The 18,957-nt window shown below is 69.3% G+C and carries 20 protein-coding genes; 16 read left to right on the top strand and 4 right to left on the bottom strand.

Features of this window, described 5'->3' with window-relative positions; translation table 11 throughout:
- Positions 1-17 precede the first annotated feature (17 nt).
- Positions 18-824, bottom strand: a complete 807-nt coding sequence (locus OG329_RS16220) for a GNAT family N-acetyltransferase (RefSeq protein ID WP_405795855.1) — start codon at positions 822-824, stop codon at positions 18-20.
- A gap of 148 nt (positions 825-972) precedes the next feature.
- On the opposite strand from OG329_RS16220, the gene OG329_RS16215 reads away from it, so the two are divergent.
- Complete coding sequence (locus OG329_RS16215) at positions 973-2,028, top strand: hypothetical protein (protein ID WP_405801870.1); 1,056 nt, start codon at positions 973-975, stop codon at positions 2,026-2,028.
- Positions 2,029-2,033: 5 nt separating this feature from the next.
- On the top strand, positions 2,034-2,678 hold the full coding sequence (locus OG329_RS16210) for a hypothetical protein (RefSeq protein ID WP_405795853.1): 645 nt from the start codon (positions 2,034-2,036) through the stop codon (positions 2,676-2,678).
- Between the two features lie 109 nt (positions 2,679-2,787).
- On the opposite strand, the gene OG329_RS16205 is transcribed toward OG329_RS16210, so the two are convergent.
- Complete coding sequence (locus OG329_RS16205) at positions 2,788-3,378, bottom strand: hypothetical protein (RefSeq protein WP_405801869.1); 591 nt, start codon at positions 3,376-3,378, stop codon at positions 2,788-2,790.
- A 283-nt stretch (positions 3,379-3,661) separates the two neighbouring features.
- Between OG329_RS16205 and hemL the strand changes: the two genes are divergently transcribed.
- From hemL to ccsB, 7 genes are all read left to right on the top strand, one after another.
- Positions 3,662-4,999 (top strand): glutamate-1-semialdehyde 2,1-aminomutase, encoded by a 1,338-nt coding sequence (gene hemL / locus OG329_RS16200; RefSeq protein ID WP_405795852.1) that lies wholly within the window; start codon positions 3,662-3,664, stop codon positions 4,997-4,999.
- Positions 4,996-5,673, top strand: coding sequence for a histidine phosphatase family protein (locus tag OG329_RS16195; protein WP_405795850.1), 678 nt, complete (start codon positions 4,996-4,998; stop codon positions 5,671-5,673). Before hemL ends, OG329_RS16195 begins: the two co-directional genes overlap by 4 nt.
- Positions 5,674-5,864: 191 nt before the next feature.
- Positions 5,865-7,118, top strand: coding sequence for a hypothetical protein (locus OG329_RS16190; RefSeq protein WP_405795849.1), 1,254 nt, complete (start codon positions 5,865-5,867; stop codon positions 7,116-7,118).
- A gap of 120 nt (positions 7,119-7,238) precedes the next feature.
- Positions 7,239-7,865, top strand: a complete 627-nt coding sequence (locus tag OG329_RS16185; RefSeq protein ID WP_405795847.1) for a TlpA family protein disulfide reductase — start codon at positions 7,239-7,241, stop codon at positions 7,863-7,865.
- Between the two features lie 37 nt (positions 7,866-7,902).
- Entirely contained in the window at positions 7,903-8,640 is a 738-nt protein-coding gene (locus OG329_RS16180; protein ID WP_405795846.1) for a cytochrome c biogenesis CcdA family protein, read from the top strand.
- Positions 8,641-8,644: 4 nt separating this feature from the next.
- Positions 8,645-10,507 carry a cytochrome c biogenesis protein ResB gene (locus OG329_RS16175; protein ID WP_405795844.1) on the top strand — a complete coding sequence of 621 codons (1,863 nt, stop codon included), beginning with the start codon at positions 8,645-8,647 and terminating at the stop codon, positions 10,505-10,507.
- Entirely contained in the window at positions 10,504-11,598 is a 1,095-nt protein-coding gene (ccsB, locus tag OG329_RS16170; protein WP_405795843.1) for a c-type cytochrome biogenesis protein CcsB, read from the top strand. The genes OG329_RS16175 and ccsB overlap by 4 nt, the downstream gene beginning before the upstream one ends.
- Before the next feature lie 86 nt (positions 11,599-11,684).
- On the opposite strand, the gene OG329_RS16165 is transcribed toward ccsB, so the two are convergent.
- A complete protein-coding gene (locus OG329_RS16165; protein WP_405795842.1) occupies positions 11,685-12,143 on the bottom strand; it encodes a PLD nuclease N-terminal domain-containing protein in 459 nt (152 codons plus the stop codon).
- A gap of 86 nt (positions 12,144-12,229) precedes the next feature.
- On the opposite strand from OG329_RS16165, the gene OG329_RS16160 reads away from it, so the two are divergent.
- The gene (locus OG329_RS16160; RefSeq protein WP_405795841.1) at positions 12,230-13,687 is read left to right on the top strand and encodes a menaquinone biosynthesis decarboxylase; all 1,458 of its coding nucleotides are present in this window, start codon (positions 12,230-12,232) and stop codon (positions 13,685-13,687) included.
- Positions 13,684-14,643, top strand: coding sequence for a menaquinone biosynthesis prenyltransferase MqnP (gene mqnP / locus OG329_RS16155; protein ID WP_405795840.1), 960 nt, complete (start codon positions 13,684-13,686; stop codon positions 14,641-14,643). Before OG329_RS16160 ends, mqnP begins: the two co-directional genes overlap by 4 nt.
- A 38-nt stretch (positions 14,644-14,681) precedes the next feature.
- On the opposite strand, the gene OG329_RS16150 is transcribed toward mqnP, so the two are convergent.
- Entirely contained in the window at positions 14,682-15,287 is a 606-nt protein-coding gene (locus OG329_RS16150; RefSeq protein ID WP_405795839.1) for a rhomboid family intramembrane serine protease, read from the bottom strand.
- A gap of 93 nt (positions 15,288-15,380) precedes the next feature.
- On the opposite strand from OG329_RS16150, the gene OG329_RS16145 reads away from it, so the two are divergent.
- From OG329_RS16145 to OG329_RS16125, 5 genes are all read left to right on the top strand, one after another.
- The gene (locus OG329_RS16145; RefSeq protein ID WP_405795837.1) at positions 15,381-16,094 is read left to right on the top strand and encodes a UbiX family flavin prenyltransferase; all 714 of its coding nucleotides are present in this window, start codon (positions 15,381-15,383) and stop codon (positions 16,092-16,094) included.
- A 92-nt stretch (positions 16,095-16,186) separates the two neighbouring features.
- Positions 16,187-16,642: an Lrp/AsnC family transcriptional regulator gene (locus OG329_RS16140; RefSeq protein ID WP_023539462.1), complete on the top strand. Its 456-nt coding sequence runs from the start codon at positions 16,187-16,189 to the stop codon at positions 16,640-16,642.
- An 86-nt stretch (positions 16,643-16,728) separates the two neighbouring features.
- Positions 16,729-17,892 (top strand): aminofutalosine synthase MqnE, encoded by a 1,164-nt coding sequence (gene mqnE, locus OG329_RS16135; protein ID WP_405801867.1) that lies wholly within the window; start codon positions 16,729-16,731, stop codon positions 17,890-17,892.
- Positions 17,893-18,020: 128 nt separating this feature from the next.
- On the top strand, positions 18,021-18,545 hold the full coding sequence (locus tag OG329_RS16130; protein ID WP_405795836.1) for a GNAT family N-acetyltransferase: 525 nt from the start codon (positions 18,021-18,023) through the stop codon (positions 18,543-18,545).
- Positions 18,546-18,644: 99 nt separating this feature from the next.
- Positions 18,645-18,941, top strand: coding sequence for a DUF4229 domain-containing protein (locus OG329_RS16125; RefSeq protein WP_405795835.1), 297 nt, complete (start codon positions 18,645-18,647; stop codon positions 18,939-18,941).
- Positions 18,942-18,957: the final 16 nt, after the last annotated feature.

Raw genomic sequence — 18,957 nt, 5'->3', positions numbered from 1 at the left:
GAGGCTTCAGGCCGCCTTCAGGCCGCCTTCAGGCCGTAGAAGCGCATCGGAGAGTTCGGCCGGAAGCCGATACGCGGATACACCGGCGCCCCGGCGGCCGTCGCGTGCAGCGTGGCGCGGGTCAGACCGGTGGCCCGGCCGCCCTCGTACAGCGCCTTCCGTGTCACCGCCTCGCCGTAGCCCCTGCGCTCCCACCGCGGATCCGTGGCGACGAGTACGACGAAGAGACGGCCCTGCGCCTCCACCGACCCGGCGCATGTCACGGCGACGCCGTCCCGCATGCCCAGGTACGCGTACACCTGCTCCCGCCACAGCGTGGAGCCGACGAGCCCGTCGCGGCCGTCCTCCACGGTGAATCCGTACGCGCGCGAGTTGAGGTCCGCGTACGCGCGCAGATGTTCGTCGGTGCTCACGCGCACGAACGTCAGGTCGGGGTGGGCCGGTTCGGGGAGGGGGAGCAGATCGCCGGCCATGCCGACGCCGGGGAAGGCGTACGCGAGGCCCGCCCGCTCGGCCGCCGCCGCCAGCCCCGTACGTGCCTCGTCTTCGAGAAGGTCCTCGAAGACCCACAGGAAGCCCGGACGCTTCTTCGCCCGCATGATCTCCGCCGCCCGGCCCAGCCGCTCCTCGACCTCCGCCGAGTCCGCGCCGCCGGCCTCGGTGAGCGTGACGCAGTTCCAGAACGGAAACCGGCAGTCGGCCCAGCGGACGGCGAGCCCGGGAAGGTCCCGTACATCCGCACCCGCATCCCGGTCGAGCGCCATGGCGCGCCAGACGTAGGCGAGTTGCTCCATCGATTCGACCGAATCCGCGAGATCCGCCATCGAAACCCCTCACTGGGCGAGTGCGTGAAAGAACTGTCGCAGTGCACAACGATCCCCACCGGGATCGGTGGTGAAAAGCGTTTCGTCGGCCACGCCCCGTTCGAGCACAATTCCCACCGTGAGTGAGGACGAGAAGCGGAACGGGCGAATGCGGTACGCGCTGACCGAGGCGGAGTACGGGCATGTCTGGGGCGCCTGCGCCGAGGTGGAAGGGCTGTACGGGGAAGCCGGGCGCGCGACGTACGAACTCTTCGGCTGGGCGCCGGAAACAGCCGGCGTACGCGGCTGGGTCGGCAGCCGGGTGTGGCTGGTGCCGGACGACGCGGCACTCGGGCCCTGGCTCCTGGAGGACGCGGAGACCCTGGGCCAACTCCCGAGGACCGGCGGTCTCGTGCTCACCGGGCTGGACGACTACGAAGGCCCGCCCGAGGGGTACGCGGGTCCCGTCCGCGTACACGACGGGCGTCGGTGGCTGGGCGCCTGCCGGGAATTCACCCGCGTCCTGCCGCCCGACCGGGCTGCGCCCCCGCTCGTGCTGCGCGGGCTCGCCCAGGGGGACCGGCTGCGGGCGGCCCTGGCGAAAGGCACCCGGCGGGCGCTGGATCTGGGGGAGAGCGCCCTCGAGATCCGGGACGACCAGGGCGAACCGCTCACCGAACGACGGCTGTTGAGCCGGGTCAGGGCCTGGCGCCCGTCCTCCTACGGGGCGGACCTGATCGACCTGGAGCTGGACGGGGCGCACTCCACACCCGTACCCCCCTACGCCCGGCCCGTCTGGGAGCGCTGGCTCGCCGGGCCGCCGGACGCTCCGAGGGCCTGGGCGGACCTCGGCACCCGGCGCCGGGGGGCCTGGCTCGATCTCGTCCAGGAACGGGCCTGCCGACGCGCCCACCGTGACCGGCCGGCCGGTCACGCCTACGAACTCGACGGCTGGTACACCACGGACGAACCGGGCCTCTACCTGGCGCTCGGCGAGGCGGTGAACGGGCCGGGCGGCTACTTCGGCGGCTGCCTGGGAGCCCTGGACGACTGCCTGCGCGGCAACTTCGGCCACACCGCCCCCGCCACCCTGCTCTGGCGGGACGCCGAGATCGCGCGCGAGCATCTGTCCGGGACGCTGACGGCGGACGGCCGGCCCTACGACCTGTTCGGTACGGTCCTCGATGCCCTGGCCGATGGCGGCATGCGCGTCACCCTGGCGTGAGCGCGGTGGCGACCGCTGGTGATCCGCCGCGCGCGGCGGGCGGTTCCGCGACGCCGATCAAGTACCCGGCCACGGAACGGACATGGACCGCCCACCCCAGCGCGGTGAGGTCGTCCGTCAGCGTCCGGGCATCCCGGAACACCTTCACGATGCGGTACCGGCTGCCGTCATCGAGCCGGCGCAGCGCCGCCGGGGCGGGCTGGTCCGCGAGGATTTCCTCCTCGGCGGCCGCGCCGGGGCCGTCGTCGATGAAGACCGCCCTGCCGCCCGGCGCGAGCGCGGCGGCGACGGTGTGCCAGAAGCCGGGCAGCCGGGCCGGTGGGACATGCGACAGCCGTCACCGACTCCGCCCGCGCGGCGAGCATCCCCGTCCACTGGCCCGTACCGCAGGCCAGCTCCAACACATCGCCTGCGATGGGGAGTTCACCGGCGGCGGAGACGACGGCCACCAACTCCCGCAGGTCTGCCCGCGCCGCGTAGGGCCGGTCGTACTGGGCGGCACCGGCCCGGTAGTAAGCCATCTGCTTCCGCAAGGAGAGCGCCGGTCTCCGCCGCCACCTCCCGCGCTGCCCCTTCTCCGGGGTGCGTGCCCCGTCGATCAGATCGCCGACTTCGGGCCGGTGCTCGCGAAATGCTGCGGCAGTGAGTGACGCTCATGTCCCTCAAGAGGGGTGTCCCGGTGGCCTGACGGGCCATCTGAAAGCCATCTGGGACGCCCACTTGAGAAGGGCGTCCCAACTCCCCGGAACGCACATCAGCTCAGGGCCACACCAAGCAGTACGGCTGGTGCCCCGCCTCGTGCAGGCGGTGGCTGAAGTCCTGCCATTCGTGCAGCAGTTGGTAGACGTTGAACGCGTCCCTCGGGCCGCCCCGGTCCGGGACCGTCGACCAGATGAAGGCCGCCGCGCCCACCGACTCCTCGCCGATGCCGCGCAGCGGGTCCACCACCGTCATCGGGAGTTTGACCACCGCGTAGTCCGGGTGCAGCACGACCAGTTCGAGCGGGGGGACCTTGTTCAGGGGCATGCCCTGGATGCCCGTGAGGACCATCGCGGCTATCGTCTCGGGCTTGATCTTGGTGAACATGCCGCCCATGCCCAGCTCGTCGCCGCCCAGCTCCTCCGGGCGCATCGAGATGGGGACGCGGGCCGCCGTCGCGCCGTCCGGGGCGCCGAAGTATTTGTACGTCACGCCCACCCGGCCGCTCCCGCCTCCCGGAGGCCGGCCGTCATTTCCGCCGACAGGGGGCTGCGCGCGGGCCTCTCGCTCGCGGCGCCGGTGTTTTCCCCGTCGGGCAGGGTCGGGCCCGAGGTCATCGGTACCCTCGCCCAGTCCGCCACCGCGATGCATATCTCCACCCGACCACTCGCAGCCCCGGCCGCGCAACCCGATCATCGTGACAGTGACCTCCCCCACGGACGACCGGTGAAACACCTGTCCGCCGATACATCGGAGCCTCTGACACCATGGATTGCGTGAGCTTCCCCTATGACGCCCCAGTTTCGCAGACGCGAGGCCCCTTACGCCCTTAGGTAAGCCCTCATGTAGTACGAGGAGACCGCGCGACCTGCTCATCGGTGGCCGAGATCCTTCGCCCCGGCCACCCGACCCCGAATCGCAGATCAGGACCAAAGTGTCGTATTCATACGAAGCCCCCGTTTCGCAGGCGCTTTTCGACCGTGCGTCGATTGTGACGCCCGGTGGCGTGAACTCTCCCGTCCGTGCCTTCCGGGCCGTGGGCGGTACGCCCCGGTTCATGGTGTCCGGTGACGGTCCGTACCTCACCGACGCCGACGGGCGCGACTATGTCGACCTCGTGTGCTCCTGGGGGCCGATGATCCTCGGGCACGCGCGGCCCGAGGTCATCGAGGCCGTCCAGGCCGCCGTCGCCCGGGGGACGTCCTTCGGGACGCCCGGCGAGGGCGAGGTCGCGCTCGCCGAGGAGATCGTCGCCCGCGTCGCGCCCGTCGAGCAGGTGCGGCTCGTGTCGTCCGGCACCGAGGCCACCATGTCGGCGATCCGGCTCGCCCGCGGGTTCACCGGGCGGGCGAAGATCGTGAAGTTCGCGGGCTGCTACCACGGGCACGTGGACGCGCTGCTCGCCGCGGCCGGCTCCGGCGTCGCGACGTTCGGGCTCCCCGACACACCCGGGGTGACCGGCGCGCAGGCCGGGGACACCGTCGTACTGCCGTACAACGATCTGGCGGCCGTACGGGCGGCGTTCGCCGCGCACCCCGGCGAGATCGCCTGTGTGATCACCGAGGCGTCGCCCGGGAACATGGGCGTCGTGCCGCCGGGCGAGGGGTTCAACGCCGGGCTCAAGGAGCTGTGTGCCGCGAACGGCGCGCTGTACATCTCCGACGAGGTGATGACCGGCTTCCGTACGTCGAAGGCCGGCTGGTACGGCATCGACGGCGTCGCGCCCGACCTGATGACCTTCGGCAAGGTCATGGGCGGCGGATTCCCCGCCGCGGCCTTCGGCGGTCGCGCCGACGTCATGGCGCACCTCGCGCCCGCCGGCCCCGTCTACCAGGCGGGCACGCTCTCCGGCAATCCCGTCGCCACCGCCGCCGGGCTCGCGCAACTGCGGCTGCTGGACGACGCGGCGTACGCGAAGGTCGACGCCGTGTCGGCCGAGATCCGCGGCCTGGTCACCGACGCCCTCAGTAAGGAGGGTGTCGCGCACCGGGTGCAGACGGCGAGCAACATGTTCTCCGTGTTCTTCACCGCCGCCGATGCCGCCGACGACGAGGTACGCGACTACGACGACGCCAAGCGGCAGGAAGCCTTCCGCTTCACCGGCTTCTTCCACTCGATGCTCGCCGACGGCGTCTATCTGCCGCCGTCCGCCTTCGAGTCCTGGTTCGTCTCCACCGCCCACGACGACCGCGCGGTCGAGCGCGTCGCCGCCGCCCTGCCGGCCGCCGCCCGCGCGGCGGCGCGGGCGACCGAGGAGGGGGTGCGCGCATGAGCGCCGAGAGCACCGTCGTTCACGTCGTACGGCACGGAGAGGTCCACAACCCCGAAGGGGTTCTCTACGGGCGCCGCGACGGCTACCACCTGTCCGAGCTGGGCCGGCAGATGGCCGACCGCGTCGCCGAGCACCTGGCGAGCCACGACATCACCCATGTCGTCGCCTCCCCGCTGGAGCGCGCGCAGGAGACCGCGACGCCCGTCGCCAAGTCCCACGGGCTGACCCTGCACACCGACGACCATCTCATCGAGGCCGCGAACGTCTTCGAGGGAAAGACCTTCGGCGTCGGCGACGGCGCCCTGCGCAGCCCCGGCAACTGGCGCTATCTCACCAACCCGTTCCGGCCCTCCTGGGGCGAGGCGTACGTCGACCAGGTCGCCCGCATGAAGGCCGCCCTGGCCCACGCGCGCGACGCGGCGCGCGGGCACGAGGCCGTGTGCGTCAGCCACCAACTGCCGATCTGGATCGTGCGCAGCGCTTACGAGCGCCGCAGGCTGTGGCACGACCCGCGTCGCAGACAGTGCACGCTCGCCTCCCTGACCACCTTCACCTACGAGGGGGAGAAGCTGATCTCCGTCGCCTATACGGAGCCGGCGCGCGATCTCGTACCCGCGCATCTGCTCGCCGGCGCCAAACCGGTAAAGGGCGCGTCAAAAGCCTTCGGAGCGTAGTCGATCAATCGCCCACGGTCCGGCCAATCACCCGCGGTCCGGCGGGAAATGTCACATCCGCTGTTACAAGTGCGGCGCTCCCTCCATTCCTGGAACCTATGAGTTCCCTGTGCCATCTAACGTGTTGTCGTCCGCATGACCGGCGGGCGTGACATGAACGAGCGCGGATAACGAGCGCGGATGGGGACGAAATGCGCCACATGAGCCGAAGGAGCCTGCTCGGAGCGGGAATTGGGGCAGCCGCCGCGATCGGAATCGCGGGCTGCGGTACCGACAGCGGTACGTCCGGCAATTCCGGTACGCACAGCGGCGGCAACGGGGGCAAGGGCGACGGCGGGCCGGGCGGCAAGCCCAGCGAGAAGAATGCCCGGCTGATCGGTGACGGCTCGACCGCCGACACCGGAAAGCAGCCGCACCAGCCGCCCGCGCCCGTACCGCTCGAACCAGGCGAGACCCCGCCGCAGTTCGTGATCTTCTCCTGGGACGGCGCGGGCGAGGTGGGCAACGGCCTCTTCCCGCGCTTCCTCGACCTCGCCAAGGACCACGGCGCGGCGATGACGTTCTTCCTCTCCGGCATCTATCTGCTGCCCGAGTCGAAGAAGACGCTGTACCGCCCGCCGGGCAACGCCGTCGGCGCCTCCGACATCGGCTATCTCACCGACGCGCACATCAAGGACACGCTGAAGTACATACGCCAGGCGTGGCTCGAAGGGCACGAGATAGGCACGCACTTCAACGGGCACTTCTGCGCCGGCTCCGGCTCCGTCGGCAACTGGTCGCCGAAGCAGTGGCGCGACGAGACCGAGCAGGCCATGGGTTTCGTCACCGAGTGGAAGACGAACAGCGGCTGGAAGGACCTCGACCCGCTGCCGTTCGACTACCGCAAGGAGCTGATCGGCGGACGTACGCCCTGTCTGCTCGGCCAGGACCGACTGCTGCCCGTGGCACGCAAGATGGGCTGGCGCTACGACGCCAGCTCGCCCGGCGGCCGGCAGATGTGGCCGGGCAAACGACAGGACGTATGGGATCTGCCGTTGCAGGCCATGCCGTTCCCCGGGCATTCCTTCGAGGTGCTGTCGATGGACTACAACATCCTCGCCAATCAGTCGCAGAATTCGACAAAAGGCGTGCCCGCGAATTATCCGGGCTGGCGCAAACAGGCCACCGAGGCGTATCTCTCCGGATTCCGGCGCGCGTACGAATCGAATCGCGCCCCCTTCTTCATAGGGAATCACTTCGAGGAGTGGAACGGCGGCATATATATGGATGCGGTCGAGGAAGCGCTCAAGGGGATGGCGGACAAGAAAGACGTACGGCTCGTCTCCTTCCGGCAGTTCACGGACTGGCTCGACGTCCAGGACCCGGCGGTGCTCGACAAACTCCGTACGCTGGAGGTCGGCCAGGCTCCGGCCGGCGGCTGGAGCACCTTCTTCAAAGCCGCCTGACATGTCGCCCGAGTCGCCTCATCGATGGCCGCAGGGCCGGGACCAGGGCGCTGACAGGGCGTTCCCCGGGAGCGAGGGGGGCGAAGAAGATCCCTGAATGGCCCATGCGAAACTTTTCACATGAACTTTGGCCGAGCCCTCCCAAGCAGCTCGAACCGACGCCCACGCGCCGCCGTCACGGCCGCCGTGGCCGCGTCGGCGGCCATGCTCACCCTCGCGGGGTGCGGCGACGGTGCCACGTCCGGCGGCGGTGGTGACACCAACTTCGTGACCAACACCGGCGGGGTGCAGACCGTCTCCAAGAGCGACCGTCAATCGGTCAACGAGATCGCCGGGGAGACGCTCGAAGGCAAGCAGCTCGATGTGGCCGACTACAAGGGCAAGATCGTCGTACTGAACGTCTGGGGCTCGTGGTGCGCACCGTGCCGCGCCGAGGCGTCGCACCTCGTGAAGGTCGCCAAGGACACCGAGGCACAGGGCGTCGTCTTCGTCGGGATAAACACCCGCGACCCCAACAAGGGTCCGGCCATCGCCTTCGAGAAGGATTACGGCGTCCCCTACCCGAGCCTGTACGACCCGGCGAGCAAGCTGCTCGTCAACGGCTTCCCCAAGGGCAGCCTCAACCCGCAGGCCATCCCCTCCACGATCGTGCTCGACCGGGAGGGGAAGATCGCGGCCCGCGCCCTGACCGCGCTCGACGACAAGAAGCTGCGCGAGATGATCGACCCGCTGATCGCGGAGAAGTGATCCCGTGGAGGTTCTGGCCGCGGTCCCGGTTCCCGGCATGAATGAGACCGTCTACGACGGGGCAATGATGCTCGCGCTGCCGCTCGCGCTGCTGGGCGGGCTGGTCTCGTTCTTCTCGCCGTGCGTGCTGCCGCTCGTGCCCGGCTATCTGTCGTACGTCACCGGCATCAGCGGCACCGATCTGGGCGAGGCGCGACGCGGGCGGATGGTCGGCGGCGCGGTGCTGTTCATCGCCGGCTTCACCGCGGTCTTCGTGTCGGGCGGCGCGCTGTTCGGCTACTTCGGCGGCACCCTCCAGGACCACCGGACGGTCATCTCCCGGGTCCTCGGTGTGCTCATGATCGCGATGGGCGTGTTCTTCATGGGGCGGCTGCCCTGGCTCACGCAGCGCGAATTCCGTATCCACAAGCGGCCGGTGTCGGGGCTGGCCGGTGCTCCGCTGCTGGGCGCGCTGTTCGGGGTCGGCTGGACGCCGTGCATCGGACCGACGCTCACGTCCGTGAACACACTGGCGTTCACGGAGGCGAGCGCGGGGCGGGGCGCCATACTGACCGTCGCGTACTGCGTCGGCCTCGGGGTCCCCTTCGTCATCGCCGCCGTGGCGTTCCGCAAGGCGCTGGGACTCTTCGGCTGGGTCAAGCGCCATTACGAGTGGGTGATGCGCGTCGGCGGCGTGATGATGATCGCGACCGGGCTGCTGCTCGTGACAGGCGTGTGGGACAGCATCATGCAAGACATGCAGACGTGGACCAACGGCTTCACGGTGGGGATCTAGTTCGATGAGCGAGACAAAGGCAAAGACAGAGCCGGAAGAGACGGCGACGACAGCGACGGTGACGTCAACGGTCGACGCGGACGGCGCCGCCGAGACGTCCGCGACCGCCGAGACCGCCCTCACACCCGAGGCGCGCGAGGCCCGGGACCTGGGCGCCGCCGGATCGCAGCTCTCCACCGCCCCCCGCGAGGAGTCCGTCCTCAGCGGCCCCAGCCTCGGTCCGATCGGCTGGATCCGCTGGTTCTGGCGTCAGCTCACCTCGATGCGCGTCGCGCTGATCCTGCTGTTCATGCTGTCGCTCGCCGCCATCCCCGGCTCGATCATCCCGCAGAACAGCGTGGACGAGCTGAAGGTCCAGACGTTCCAGAAGCAGCACGAGACGGTCACACCGATCTACGACAAGCTCCAACTGTTCGACGTCTACAGCTCGGTGTGGTTCTCGGCGATCTACCTCCTGCTGTTCATCTCGCTCATCGGCTGCATCGTCCCGCGCACCTGGCAGTTCGTCGGGCAGTTGCGCGGCCGTCCGCCCGGCGCCCCCAAGCGGCTCGACAGGCTTCCCGCGTACACGACCTGGCGTACGACGGCCGAGCCGGACGAGGCCCGCGACGCCGCGCTCGCCATGCTCAAGCGGCGGCGCTTTCGCGCGCACACGGTCGGGGACGCGGTCGCCGCCGAGAAGGGCTACCTCCGCGAGACGGGCAATCTGCTCTTCCACATCGCGCTGATCGTGCTGCTGGTGGCCTTCGGCGCCGGACAGTTGTTCAAGTCCGAGGGCGGCAAGCTGGTCATGGAGGGCGACGGGTTCTCCAACACCCTCACCCAGTACGACGACTTCAAGTCCGGCTCGATGTACGACACGGACGACCTGGAGCCTTTCAGCTTCGACCTCGACAAGTTCATCGGGACCTTCGAGCGCAACGGGCCACAGGTCGGCACGGCCCGTGAGTTCGAGGCGCACGTCAGCTACACGACGGGCGCGGGCGGCAAGGAGCGCAAGGCGGTCATCGAGGTCAACGAACCGCTGGACATCAACGGCTCGAAGGTCTATCTGATCGGCCACGGTTACGCCCCCGTCCTCACCGTCCGCGACGGCGCGGGCAAGGTCGTCTTCAAGGGCGCGACCCCGCTCCTGCCGATCGACAACAACATCACGTCGACCGGCGCGATCAAGGTGATGGACGGCTACCGCGACAAGAACGGCAAGAAGCAGCAACTCGGCTTCAACGCCTTCTTCGTACCGACGTTCGCGGGCGAGGGCAACGGCAACATGTTCTCCCAGTTCCCCGAACTGGACTTTCCCGTGCTGGCGCTCACCGGCTACGTGGGCAGCCTCGGCGTCGACTCCGGTCTGCCGCAGAACGTGTACCAGCTCGACACCAGCAAGATGAAGCAGTTCAAGGACGCCGACGGCAACAAGCTCGCGCAGCGGCTGCTGCCCGGCGAGACGATGAAGCTGCCGGGCGGCGCGGGCTCGGTGACCTTCGAGAAGGACATCAAGGAGTGGGCGACCTTCCAGATCTCCCAGCAGCCGGGCAACGGGCTCGCCCTCACCGGCGCGATCGGGGCCGTACTGGGGCTCGTGGGCTCGCTGTTCATCCAGCGGCGGCGGATCTGGGTCCGCGCGGTGCGCGGCGCAGACGGGACCACCGTCGTGGAGATGGCCGGCCTCGGGCGCAGCGAATCGGCGAAGCTCCCCGAGGAGCTGGGCGACCTGGCCCTGACGCTCAACGCCGAGGCGCCCACGGCGCCGGAGCCGGAGGAAGCACCCGAGGAAGCACCCGTAGAAGCGCAAGATTCCGCTGACGTCTCATCCGCCAGCACAGCCACCACTACCGGAGAGCCTGTCGAAGGGGCTGAGAAGTGATCCTCGCCGCCACCACCAACGAGAGCCTGGCGAACACCGCCAACGTGTTGGTCTATTCGTCCATGGCCGTCTACACCCTGGCCTTCTTCGCCCATATCGTCGAGTGGGTCGCGGGCAGCCGCAGCAAGGTCGGCCGTACCGCCGCCGCCCTGACCGGCGCCGGCGCGACGGCCGCCGCCGCCAAGGTCGAGGTGCGCACGGCGAAGAAGGAGAAGGGCGGCGGCACCGCCGTCCTGGAGCGCCCGAAGGTCGTCACCCGCTCGGTGGCCGGGCGCCGCGACGTGCCGGACGGCCCCGGCGCGGCGGGCGGCACGGAGAAGGGCGACCTGTACGGACGTATCGCCGTCTCCATGACCGCGCTCGGCTTCCTGCTGGAGGCCGCCGGGGTCATCAGCCGCGCGATGGCGGTGCAGCGCGCCCCGTGGGGCAACATGTACGAGTTCTCCACCACCTTCTCCACGGTGGCGGTCGGCACATACCTCGCGTTCCTCCTCGCGAAGAGGAACGTCCGCTGGATCGGACTGCCCCTGGTCACCACGGTCCTGCTCAACCTGGGCATCGCGACGACCGTCCTCTACACGGACAGCGACCAACTCGTCCCGGCCCTGCACTCGTACTGGCTCTGGATCCACGTCTCCACCGCGATCTTCTGCGGCGCGGTCTTCTACCTCGGCGCCGTGGGCACGCTGTTCTACCTGCTGCGTGACGTGTACGAGTCCAAGATCGCCCGCGGCGCCACGGTCGGCCGCGCGTGGTCCTCCGTCATGGAGCGGCTGCCCGCCGCCGCCACGCTGGACAAGTTCTCGTACCGCGTGAACGCCGCCGTGTTCCCGCTCTGGACCTTCACGATCATCGCGGGCGCGATCTGGGCCGGCGACGCCTGGGGCCGCTACTGGGGCTGGGACCCCAAGGAGGTCTGGTCCTTCATCACCTGGGTCGCCTACGCCTGTTACCTGCACGCGCGCGCCACGGCGGGCTGGAAGGGCCGCAAGGCCGCGACGCTGGCGCTGGTCGCCTTCGGCTGCTGGCTGTTCAACTACTACGGCGTGAACATCTTCGTCACCGGAAAGCACTCGTACGCGGGCGTGTGACCGCGCGGGAACCTAAGAGCGGCGCGCCCCCGGACCACCGGGGGCGCGCCGCTCTCGTACGTGACCTGACCGCGTGACGACGTGACTCAGGCCGTCGGCGGTACGTCGTCGGCGCTGCCGCCCTTCTCGCGGCGCTCGATCTCGGCCTCACGGCGGCGCAGATCGGCCTCGCGCCGCTCCAGCTCGGCCACGGCGTCCGTGTCGGCGTCCGCGTCCGTGCCCGTGCCCGTGCCCGCGTCCGTGCCCGCGTCCGGCTTCGACTCGTCCTTGCCGTCCTTGCCGTCCTTCGCAAGGGACTTGAGGAAGTCGGGATTGTCGTCGGGCGCGACCCACCCGCCCCGCCGCCCCGCCGAGCCGATCCCGGCCGTGGGCTTGCGCCCCGCGACCAGCCAGGCGATCGAACCGACCAGCGGGAAAAGCAGCACGAGGATGGCCCAGATGGGCTTGGGAATGTGGCGGATGTCTTTCTCGTCGGTGGTGATGCAGTCGATGAACGCGTAGATGCTGAGAGCCAGCGGCACCAGAATCATCAGCACCCGAAGCATGGCGGTCCCCCTGGGAATGGAGATCGAGTACGGAGCGGTGGCCCCGGTTACAGGTCCAGGGTAGCGAGTAGCAGATACTTGACGGCATGGCTTACGACGATCTTCGCTCTCTGCTCCGGGCGCTGGAGCGCGACGGTGACCTCAAGCGCATCAAGGCCGAGGTCGATCCGTATTTGGAAGTCGGCGAAATTGTCGACCGGGTCAACAAGGCCGGCGGGCCCGCGCTGCTCTTCGAGAACGTCAAGGGTTCCGACATGCCCCTGGCGATGAATGTGTACGGGACGGACCGCCGGCTGCTCAAGGCGCTCGGGCTCAAGTCGTACACGGAGATCAGTGACACGATCGGCGGGCTGCTCAAGCCCGAACTGCCGCACGGTTTCATGGGTGTGCGCGAGGCGTTCGGGAAGCTCGGCACGATGGCGCATGTACCGCCGAAGAAGGTGAAGCCCGGCAGCGCGCCCGTGCAGGAGGTTGTCCTCACCGGTGACGATGTCGATCTGGACCGGCTGCCCGCGCTGTTCACCTGGCCCGAGGACGGCGGATCGTTCTTCAACCTCGGTCTGACACACACCAAACACCCGGAGACCGGCGTCCGTAATCTCGGGCTCTACCGGCTCCAGCGCCACGACAAGCGCACCATCGGGATGCACTGGCAGATCCACAAGGACAGCCGCAACCACTACCAGGTCGCCGCCAAACGCGGTGAGAAGCTGCCCGTCGCGATCGCGTTCGGCTGTCCGCCCGCCGTGACGTACGCCTCCACCGCGCCGCTGCCCGGTGACATCGACGAGTACCTGTTCGCGGGGTTGCTCCAGGGCAAGCGGATCGAGATGGTCGACTGCCGTACGGTGCCGCTCCAGGTGCCGGCCAACGCCGAGGTCGTCATCGAGGGCTGGCTGGAGCCGGGGGAGATGCTGCCCGAGGGGCCGTTCGGCGACCACACCGGCTTCTACACACCGCAGGAGGCGTTCCCCGCCCTGACCATCGACTGTGTGACGATGCGCAAGCGTCCGCTGCTCCAGTCGATCGTGGTCGGCCGGCCGCCGACGGAGGACGGGCCGCTGGGGCGAGCGACGGAACGGTTCTTCCTGCCGCTGCTCAAGATCGTCGTGCCCGACATCGTGGACTACCACCTGCCGGAGTCGGGCGGCTTCCACAACTGCGCGATCGTCTCGATCGACAAGAAGTATCCGAAGCACGCGCAGAAGGTGATGCACGCCATCTGGGGCGCGCACATGATGTCGCTGACCAAGCTGATCGTGGTCGTGGACGCCGACTGCGATGTCCACAATCTGCACGAGGTGTCCTGGCGGGCGCTGGGCAACACCGACTACGCGCGGGACCTGACGGTCGTGGAGGGCCCGGTCGACCATCTCGACCACTCCTCGTACCAGCAGTTCTGGGGTGGCAAGGCCGGTATCGACGCGACGCGCAAACTCCCCGAGGAGGGGTACACGCGCGACGGCGGCTGGCCGGAGATGGTCGAGTCCGACCCGGCGACCGCGGACCGGGTGACCAAGCGCTGGCGGGAGTACGGCCTGTGACCAGCGCCGCCGAGGGAGCCGACGGGCTGGTCGGACAGGGCCGGCCGGGGCGTACGGGGCCGGGCCCGGCGTCGTCCGGCTCCGGCAACAGGACGCGGGCGTTCCTGCGGCTCGTGATGATCGAGCACTCGGTCTTCGCGCTGCCGTTCGCGTACATCGCCGCGCTGACCGCCATGTTCCAGCTCGACAAGAACATCCACTGGGGCCGGCTGCTGCTCGTCACGGTCGCGATGGTGGGCCTGCGGACCTTCGCGATGGCCTGCAACCGGATCATCGACCGTGAGATCGACGCCCGTAACCCCCGTACCGCGAACCGGGAGTTGGTGACCGGCGCGGTGTCGGTGCGCTCCGCGTGGACGGGCGCGCTCGTCGCCCTCGTGGTGTTCCTGGGCGCCGCCGCCCTGCTGAACCCGCTCTGTCTGGTGCTGGCTCCCGTCGCCGTGGTCCCGATGGTCGTCTATCCGTACGGCAAGCGCTTCACGAACTTCCCGCACGCCATCCTCGGTCTCGCCCAGGCCATGGGCCCGGTCGGCGCCTGGATCGCCGTCACCGGCGAGTGGTCCTGGGACGCGGTGATCCTCGGTCTCGCCGTGGGCGTGTGGATCGGCGGCTTCGACCTGATCTTCGGCAGCCAGGACGTCGACGCGGACCGCGCGCACGGCGTGAAGTCCGTCCCGGCGCGCTTCGGCATCCCGGCGGCGCTGTACGGCGCGCGGGCCGCGCACGCCGTGACGACGGTCCTGCTGGTCTGGTACGCGCTGGCCACCGACGCGGGCGCGTTCTTCTGGGTCGGTCTGCTGATCGTGAGCGCCGCGTTCCTCTACGAGCACCAGGTCGTGAAGCCGCACGATCTGTCCCGGCTCAACCGGGCCTTCTTCACCGTGAACGGCTTCATCGGGATGGCGCTGTTCATCTGCGCGCTGCTCGACCTGCTCGTACGCGGCCTGACCGTCTGACGGTCCGACGTGACGGAGAGGTGGGCGGCTGGGCGCGGTCAGGGTATGAGCGCGCCCGCCGGGGCCCGGCGCTTGGGGCGGCGGAACATGAACGCCGCCAGCACGCCGCCCACCAGCCCGAAGAGATGGCCCTGCCAGCTCACGGACGGATTCGTCGGCAGGACGCCCCACAGCGCGGAGCCGTACATCACCAGGACCAGCAGCCCCACCACGATGTCGACCGCGCTGCGATTCACGAAGCCGCGCACCAGCAGATAGCCGAGCAGCCCGAAGACGACGCCCGACGCACCCGCCGTAACCGAATTGTCCGCGGCCGTGAGCCAGACGCCCAGGCCGCCGACCACCATGATCGTGAGGACCACGCGCAGGAAGCGGCCTATGCCGCCGAGCGCGGCGAGGAAGCCGAGCACCAGCAACGGCACGGCGTTCGCCGAGAGATGGTCGAAGCCGTGGTGCAGGAAGGCCATCGGGATGATGTCGCGCAGCTCGCCCAGATCGCGCGGGCTCAGTCCGTACGTCCCCAGCGCGCCCGTCGAGGAGTCCACGGCCTCCAGGACCCACAGCAGCGCGACCCAGCCCAGCATCAGCCCGGCCGCCGCCTTGATACGGCGCACCGCGCTCCTGTCGATGGATGAATCCGGCATCTCGCCCCCCAAGGGTTCTCGCGCTCCCATCCCTGGAACGCGCGAGGTACCGTCCCCGGTTCCTGCTTCCGGACGCCGGATAGGGTCGGACGCGTGAAACCCGGATCGGACCACGAGGACCACCAGCACGACGAGGCCCGGCGGCCGTGGGTCGTCGGAGTCTCCGGCGCGTCGGGGACCCCGTACGCGGCGGCCGTGCTGCGCGGGCTGCTCGACGCCGGTGAGAGCGTCGATCTGATCGTCAGCCGCGCGTCGCGGCTCACACTCCTGGACGAGACGGGGATCTCCTTCAGGGACGCGCACTGGCGCGACGATCTGCGGGCGTGGCTGGGCCGGGGCGCCGACGGGAAGCCGGGGACCTTCGCCCCCGACGTCTCGGACGTACGGCACTGGCCCGCCGGCGATCTGGCGGCCGGGCCGTCCTCGGGGTCGTACCGGGTCAAGGGGATGCTGATCGTGCCCGCCTCCACGGCCTGTGTGGCGGGCGTCGCGCTCGGGCTGTCGAAGGATCTGCTGCAACGCGCGGCGAGCGTCACGCTCAAGGAGCGCCGCCCGCTGGTGGTCGCCGTCCGGGAGACCCCTTTGGGCGGCCGGACCCTGAAGCATCTGGTGACCCTGGACGAGGCGGGCGCCGTGGTGCTGCCCGCGTCGCCGGGTTTCTACGCGGGGGCGACGCACATCCAGGACCTGGTGGACTTCGTCGCCGGGCGGGTGCTGGACGCGGCGGGGGTGCCGCACCGGTTGTACCGGCGCTGGGAGGGGGAGCTGGGGGGCTCTCGTACGGAGCCGGGGCCAGGAGCCCCTTAGCGAGTCCGCGTATGCATCCCCGCATCGCCGCACTGCCTTAGATTGCATACATCAACTTGCGAGATTGCTGAACAATGGAAGGCTTCAGGCATATGGACGCCGTGGATAGGCAGCTCATCCAGGCCCTCAGAGAGAACGGCAGAGCTTCTTACGCCGAACTCGGCCGGCTCGTCGGGCTCTCCGGGCCCAGCGTCACCGACCGCATCAACCGGCTGGAGGCGGCGGGCGTCATCATCGGCTACCGCGCCACCGTCGACTCGGCCTCGCTCGGCCTCGGTGTCACCGCGCTGATCGGCATCTCGCTCTCCGACGCCGCCGACCACGAGGACGTCGCGCACCGGTTGCGCGGACTGAGCGAGATCGAGGACTGCTGGTTCATCGCCGGGGACGACTCGTACATGCTCAAGGTCCGGGCCGGTGACGTCGACGGCCTGGAGAAGACGATCCGCCGGCTCGGCAGTACGAAGGGCGTCTCGCGGACCCGTACGACCATCGTGCTCTCCACCAAGTGGGAGAACCGGGTCGGCGAACTTCCCGACGAAACGTAGGCGTACGGTTGGTGGAGCCCTGATAACCGGGCGTTGGGCGGACATGTGACACACACACTGGGAGGCGCCGCATGACTGCATCTGTCATGGATGTGGGGCTCAAGCGCGAGCTGGAGGAGAAGGTCAGGGCCGGTGAGCGGCTGACCCGCGAGGACGGCATCGCCCTCTACGAGTCGGACGATCTGGCCTGGCTCGGCGGTCTCGCGCACGAGGTGCGGACGCGTAAGAACGGTGACGTCGTCCACTTCAACGTCAACCGTCATCTCAACATGACGAACGTCTGCACGGCGTCCTGCGCGTACTGCTCGTTCCAGCGCAAGCCGGGCGAGAAGGACGCGTACACGATGCGCATCGAGGAGGCCGTCCGCCTCGCCAAGGCGATGGAGGGCGAGAGCCTGACCGAGCTGCACATCGTCAACGGGCTCCACCCGACGCTTCCTTGGCGTTACTACCCGCGCTCGCTCAAGGCTCTTAAAGAGGCGCTGCCGGAAGTCTCGCTGAAGGCGTTCACCGCCACCGAGATCCACCACTTCGAGACGATCTCCGGACTGACGGCCAGTGAGATCCTGGACGAACTCATCGACGCCGGGCTCGAATCGCTGACCGGCGGCGGCGCGGAGATCTTCGACTGGGAGATCCGGCAGCACATCGTCGACCACCGCACCCACTGGGAGGACTGGTCGCGCATCCACCGGCTCGCGCACTCGAAGGGTCTCAAGACCCCGTGCACGATGCTGTACGGGCACATCGAGGAGCCCAGGCACCGGGTCGACCACGTCCTGCGGCTGCGTGAACTCCAGGACGAGACCGGCGGTTTCCAGGTCTTCATCCCGCTGCGCTACCAGCACGACTTCGTGGACATGCAGGACGGCAAGGTCCGTAACCGCCTCCAGGCGCGTACGACGATGGCCACCGGCGCCGAGGCGCTGAAGACGTTCGCCGTCTCCCGGCTGCTGTTCGACAACGTCCAGCACGTCAAGGTCTTCTGGGTGATGCACGGCGTGCAGACCGCCCAACTCGCGCTCCAGCACGGCGCGGACGACATGGACGGCTCGGTGGTCGAGTACAAGATCACGCACGACGCGGACAACTACGGCACGCCGAACAAGCTCGGCCGTGACGATCTGCTCGACCTGATCCGCGACGCCGGCTTCCGGCCCGTCGAACGCAACACGCGCTACGAGATCATCCGGGAGTACCCCGGCCCCGACGCGGAGCGTCGTGAGACGCCGCAGCCGATGCGGCTCTGAGACTGCCCGCGCGTGCCAGCGCGTGCCCGCGCGCGTTCCCGTTGAGTGGCCCCAGCTCGCCGAGCTGGGGCTTCTCGCGTTCCGGAACAGGGTTGAGCGGGCGGGCGGGTAATGGTTAGTGTTGAGGAATGGCACTTACATTCATCCTGGACCCGCCCGTCGATCCGGCCCTGCGCGACGGCGTCGTCGCGCTGTGGACGGATGTCTCCGACGCGGGCGGCGCCGTCGGTTTCGTGCCACCGGTGAACCCCGACGAGGTACGGGCCGAGCTGGTCAAGCACCTCGTGTCGATGGTCGAGGGCCGTACCCGGCTGCTCGTCGGTCACGACCAGGAGGGTGCGGTGGCCGCCGCGGCGTTCCTCAACGCCAACTCCCACCGGCTGATGCGGCACTGGATCTGGGCGTACACGGTGATGGTCCACCCGCGGCACCAGGGCAAGGGGTACGGCCGCGACTTGATGTACGCCGTGGCCGACGCCGCCCGCGGCTTCGACGGCGTCGAGGCGGTACGGCTCACCTGCCGGGGCGGCATGGGCCTGGAGAGCTTCTACGCGTCGTGCGGCTACAAGGAGGTCGGCCGGGTGCCGGACGCGATTCGGGTGGCGCCCGGCGACGACCGCGACGACATCACCATGCTGCTGTCGCTGCACTGAACTCGTTGAGCGGGAACCCCCTTATATGGGGCGCCGGGCGGCGTGCTTCACTGGACGCGTACGCCGCTGGACAAGTCGCCACGAGGAGAGAGGGCCGCTGTGACCGCCGCCAGAACGAGCGCCACGATCCGCTACACCGCGATGCGCCTGGGCATCTTCGTCGGCTGCTTCGTCGTCGTCGCCGGCCTGGTCCAGTTCGGCGTGCTGCCCAAGGGGCTCGGCGACTCCAACTTCGTCTGGGTGCTGCTGCTCGCGCTGGTCATCTCCGCGCCGCTCAGCTTCATTCTGCTGCGCAAGCAGCGCGACGAGATGTCCGTGCAGCTTGTCGGCAAGGTCGACAACGCGAAGGCGAAGCTTGAGGCGAACCGCGCGCAGGAGGACGGCGCGACGCAGTAGCCCGCTGCCCCTGGGC

This window comes from Streptomyces sp. NBC_01506, assembly GCF_045040295.1.
Taxonomy (GTDB): domain Bacteria; phylum Actinomycetota; class Actinomycetes; order Streptomycetales; family Streptomycetaceae; genus Streptomyces.
This window is presented reverse-complemented; position numbering and strand designations above follow the sequence as displayed.

Excerpts from the sequence above, each read along its gene's own strand:
- OG329_RS16150 (WP_405795839.1), bottom strand. The coding sequence starts at position 15,287 with ATGCCGGATTCATCCATCGACAGGAGCGCGGTGCGCCGTATCAAGGCG.
- mqnE (WP_405801867.1), top strand. The coding sequence starts at position 16,729 with ATGGATGTGGGGCTCAAGCGCGAGCTGGAGGAGAAGGTCAGGGCCGGT.
- OG329_RS16160 (WP_405795841.1), top strand. The coding sequence starts at position 12,230 with ATGGCTTACGACGATCTTCGCTCTCTGCTCCGGGCGCTGGAGCGCGAC.
- OG329_RS16195 (WP_405795850.1), top strand. The coding sequence starts at position 4,996 with ATGAGCGCCGAGAGCACCGTCGTTCACGTCGTACGGCACGGAGAGGTC.
- OG329_RS16205 (WP_405801869.1), bottom strand. The coding sequence starts at position 3,378 with ATGCATCGCGGTGGCGGACTGGGCGAGGGTACCGATGACCTCGGGCCC.
- OG329_RS16180 (WP_405795846.1), top strand. The coding sequence starts at position 7,903 with ATGAATGAGACCGTCTACGACGGGGCAATGATGCTCGCGCTGCCGCTC.
- OG329_RS16190 (WP_405795849.1), top strand. The coding sequence starts at position 5,865 with ATGCGCCACATGAGCCGAAGGAGCCTGCTCGGAGCGGGAATTGGGGCA.
- OG329_RS16185 (WP_405795847.1), top strand. The coding sequence starts at position 7,239 with ATGAACTTTGGCCGAGCCCTCCCAAGCAGCTCGAACCGACGCCCACGC.
- OG329_RS16165 (WP_405795842.1), bottom strand. The coding sequence starts at position 12,143 with ATGCTTCGGGTGCTGATGATTCTGGTGCCGCTGGCTCTCAGCATCTAC.
- OG329_RS16175 (WP_405795844.1), top strand. The coding sequence starts at position 8,645 with ATGAGCGAGACAAAGGCAAAGACAGAGCCGGAAGAGACGGCGACGACA.
- OG329_RS16220 (WP_405795855.1), bottom strand. The coding sequence starts at position 824 with ATGGCGGATCTCGCGGATTCGGTCGAATCGATGGAGCAACTCGCCTAC.
- OG329_RS16215 (WP_405801870.1), top strand. The coding sequence starts at position 973 with ATGCGGTACGCGCTGACCGAGGCGGAGTACGGGCATGTCTGGGGCGCC.
- OG329_RS16140 (WP_023539462.1), top strand. The coding sequence starts at position 16,187 with ATGGACGCCGTGGATAGGCAGCTCATCCAGGCCCTCAGAGAGAACGGC.
- OG329_RS16130 (WP_405795836.1), top strand. The coding sequence starts at position 18,021 with ATGGCACTTACATTCATCCTGGACCCGCCCGTCGATCCGGCCCTGCGC.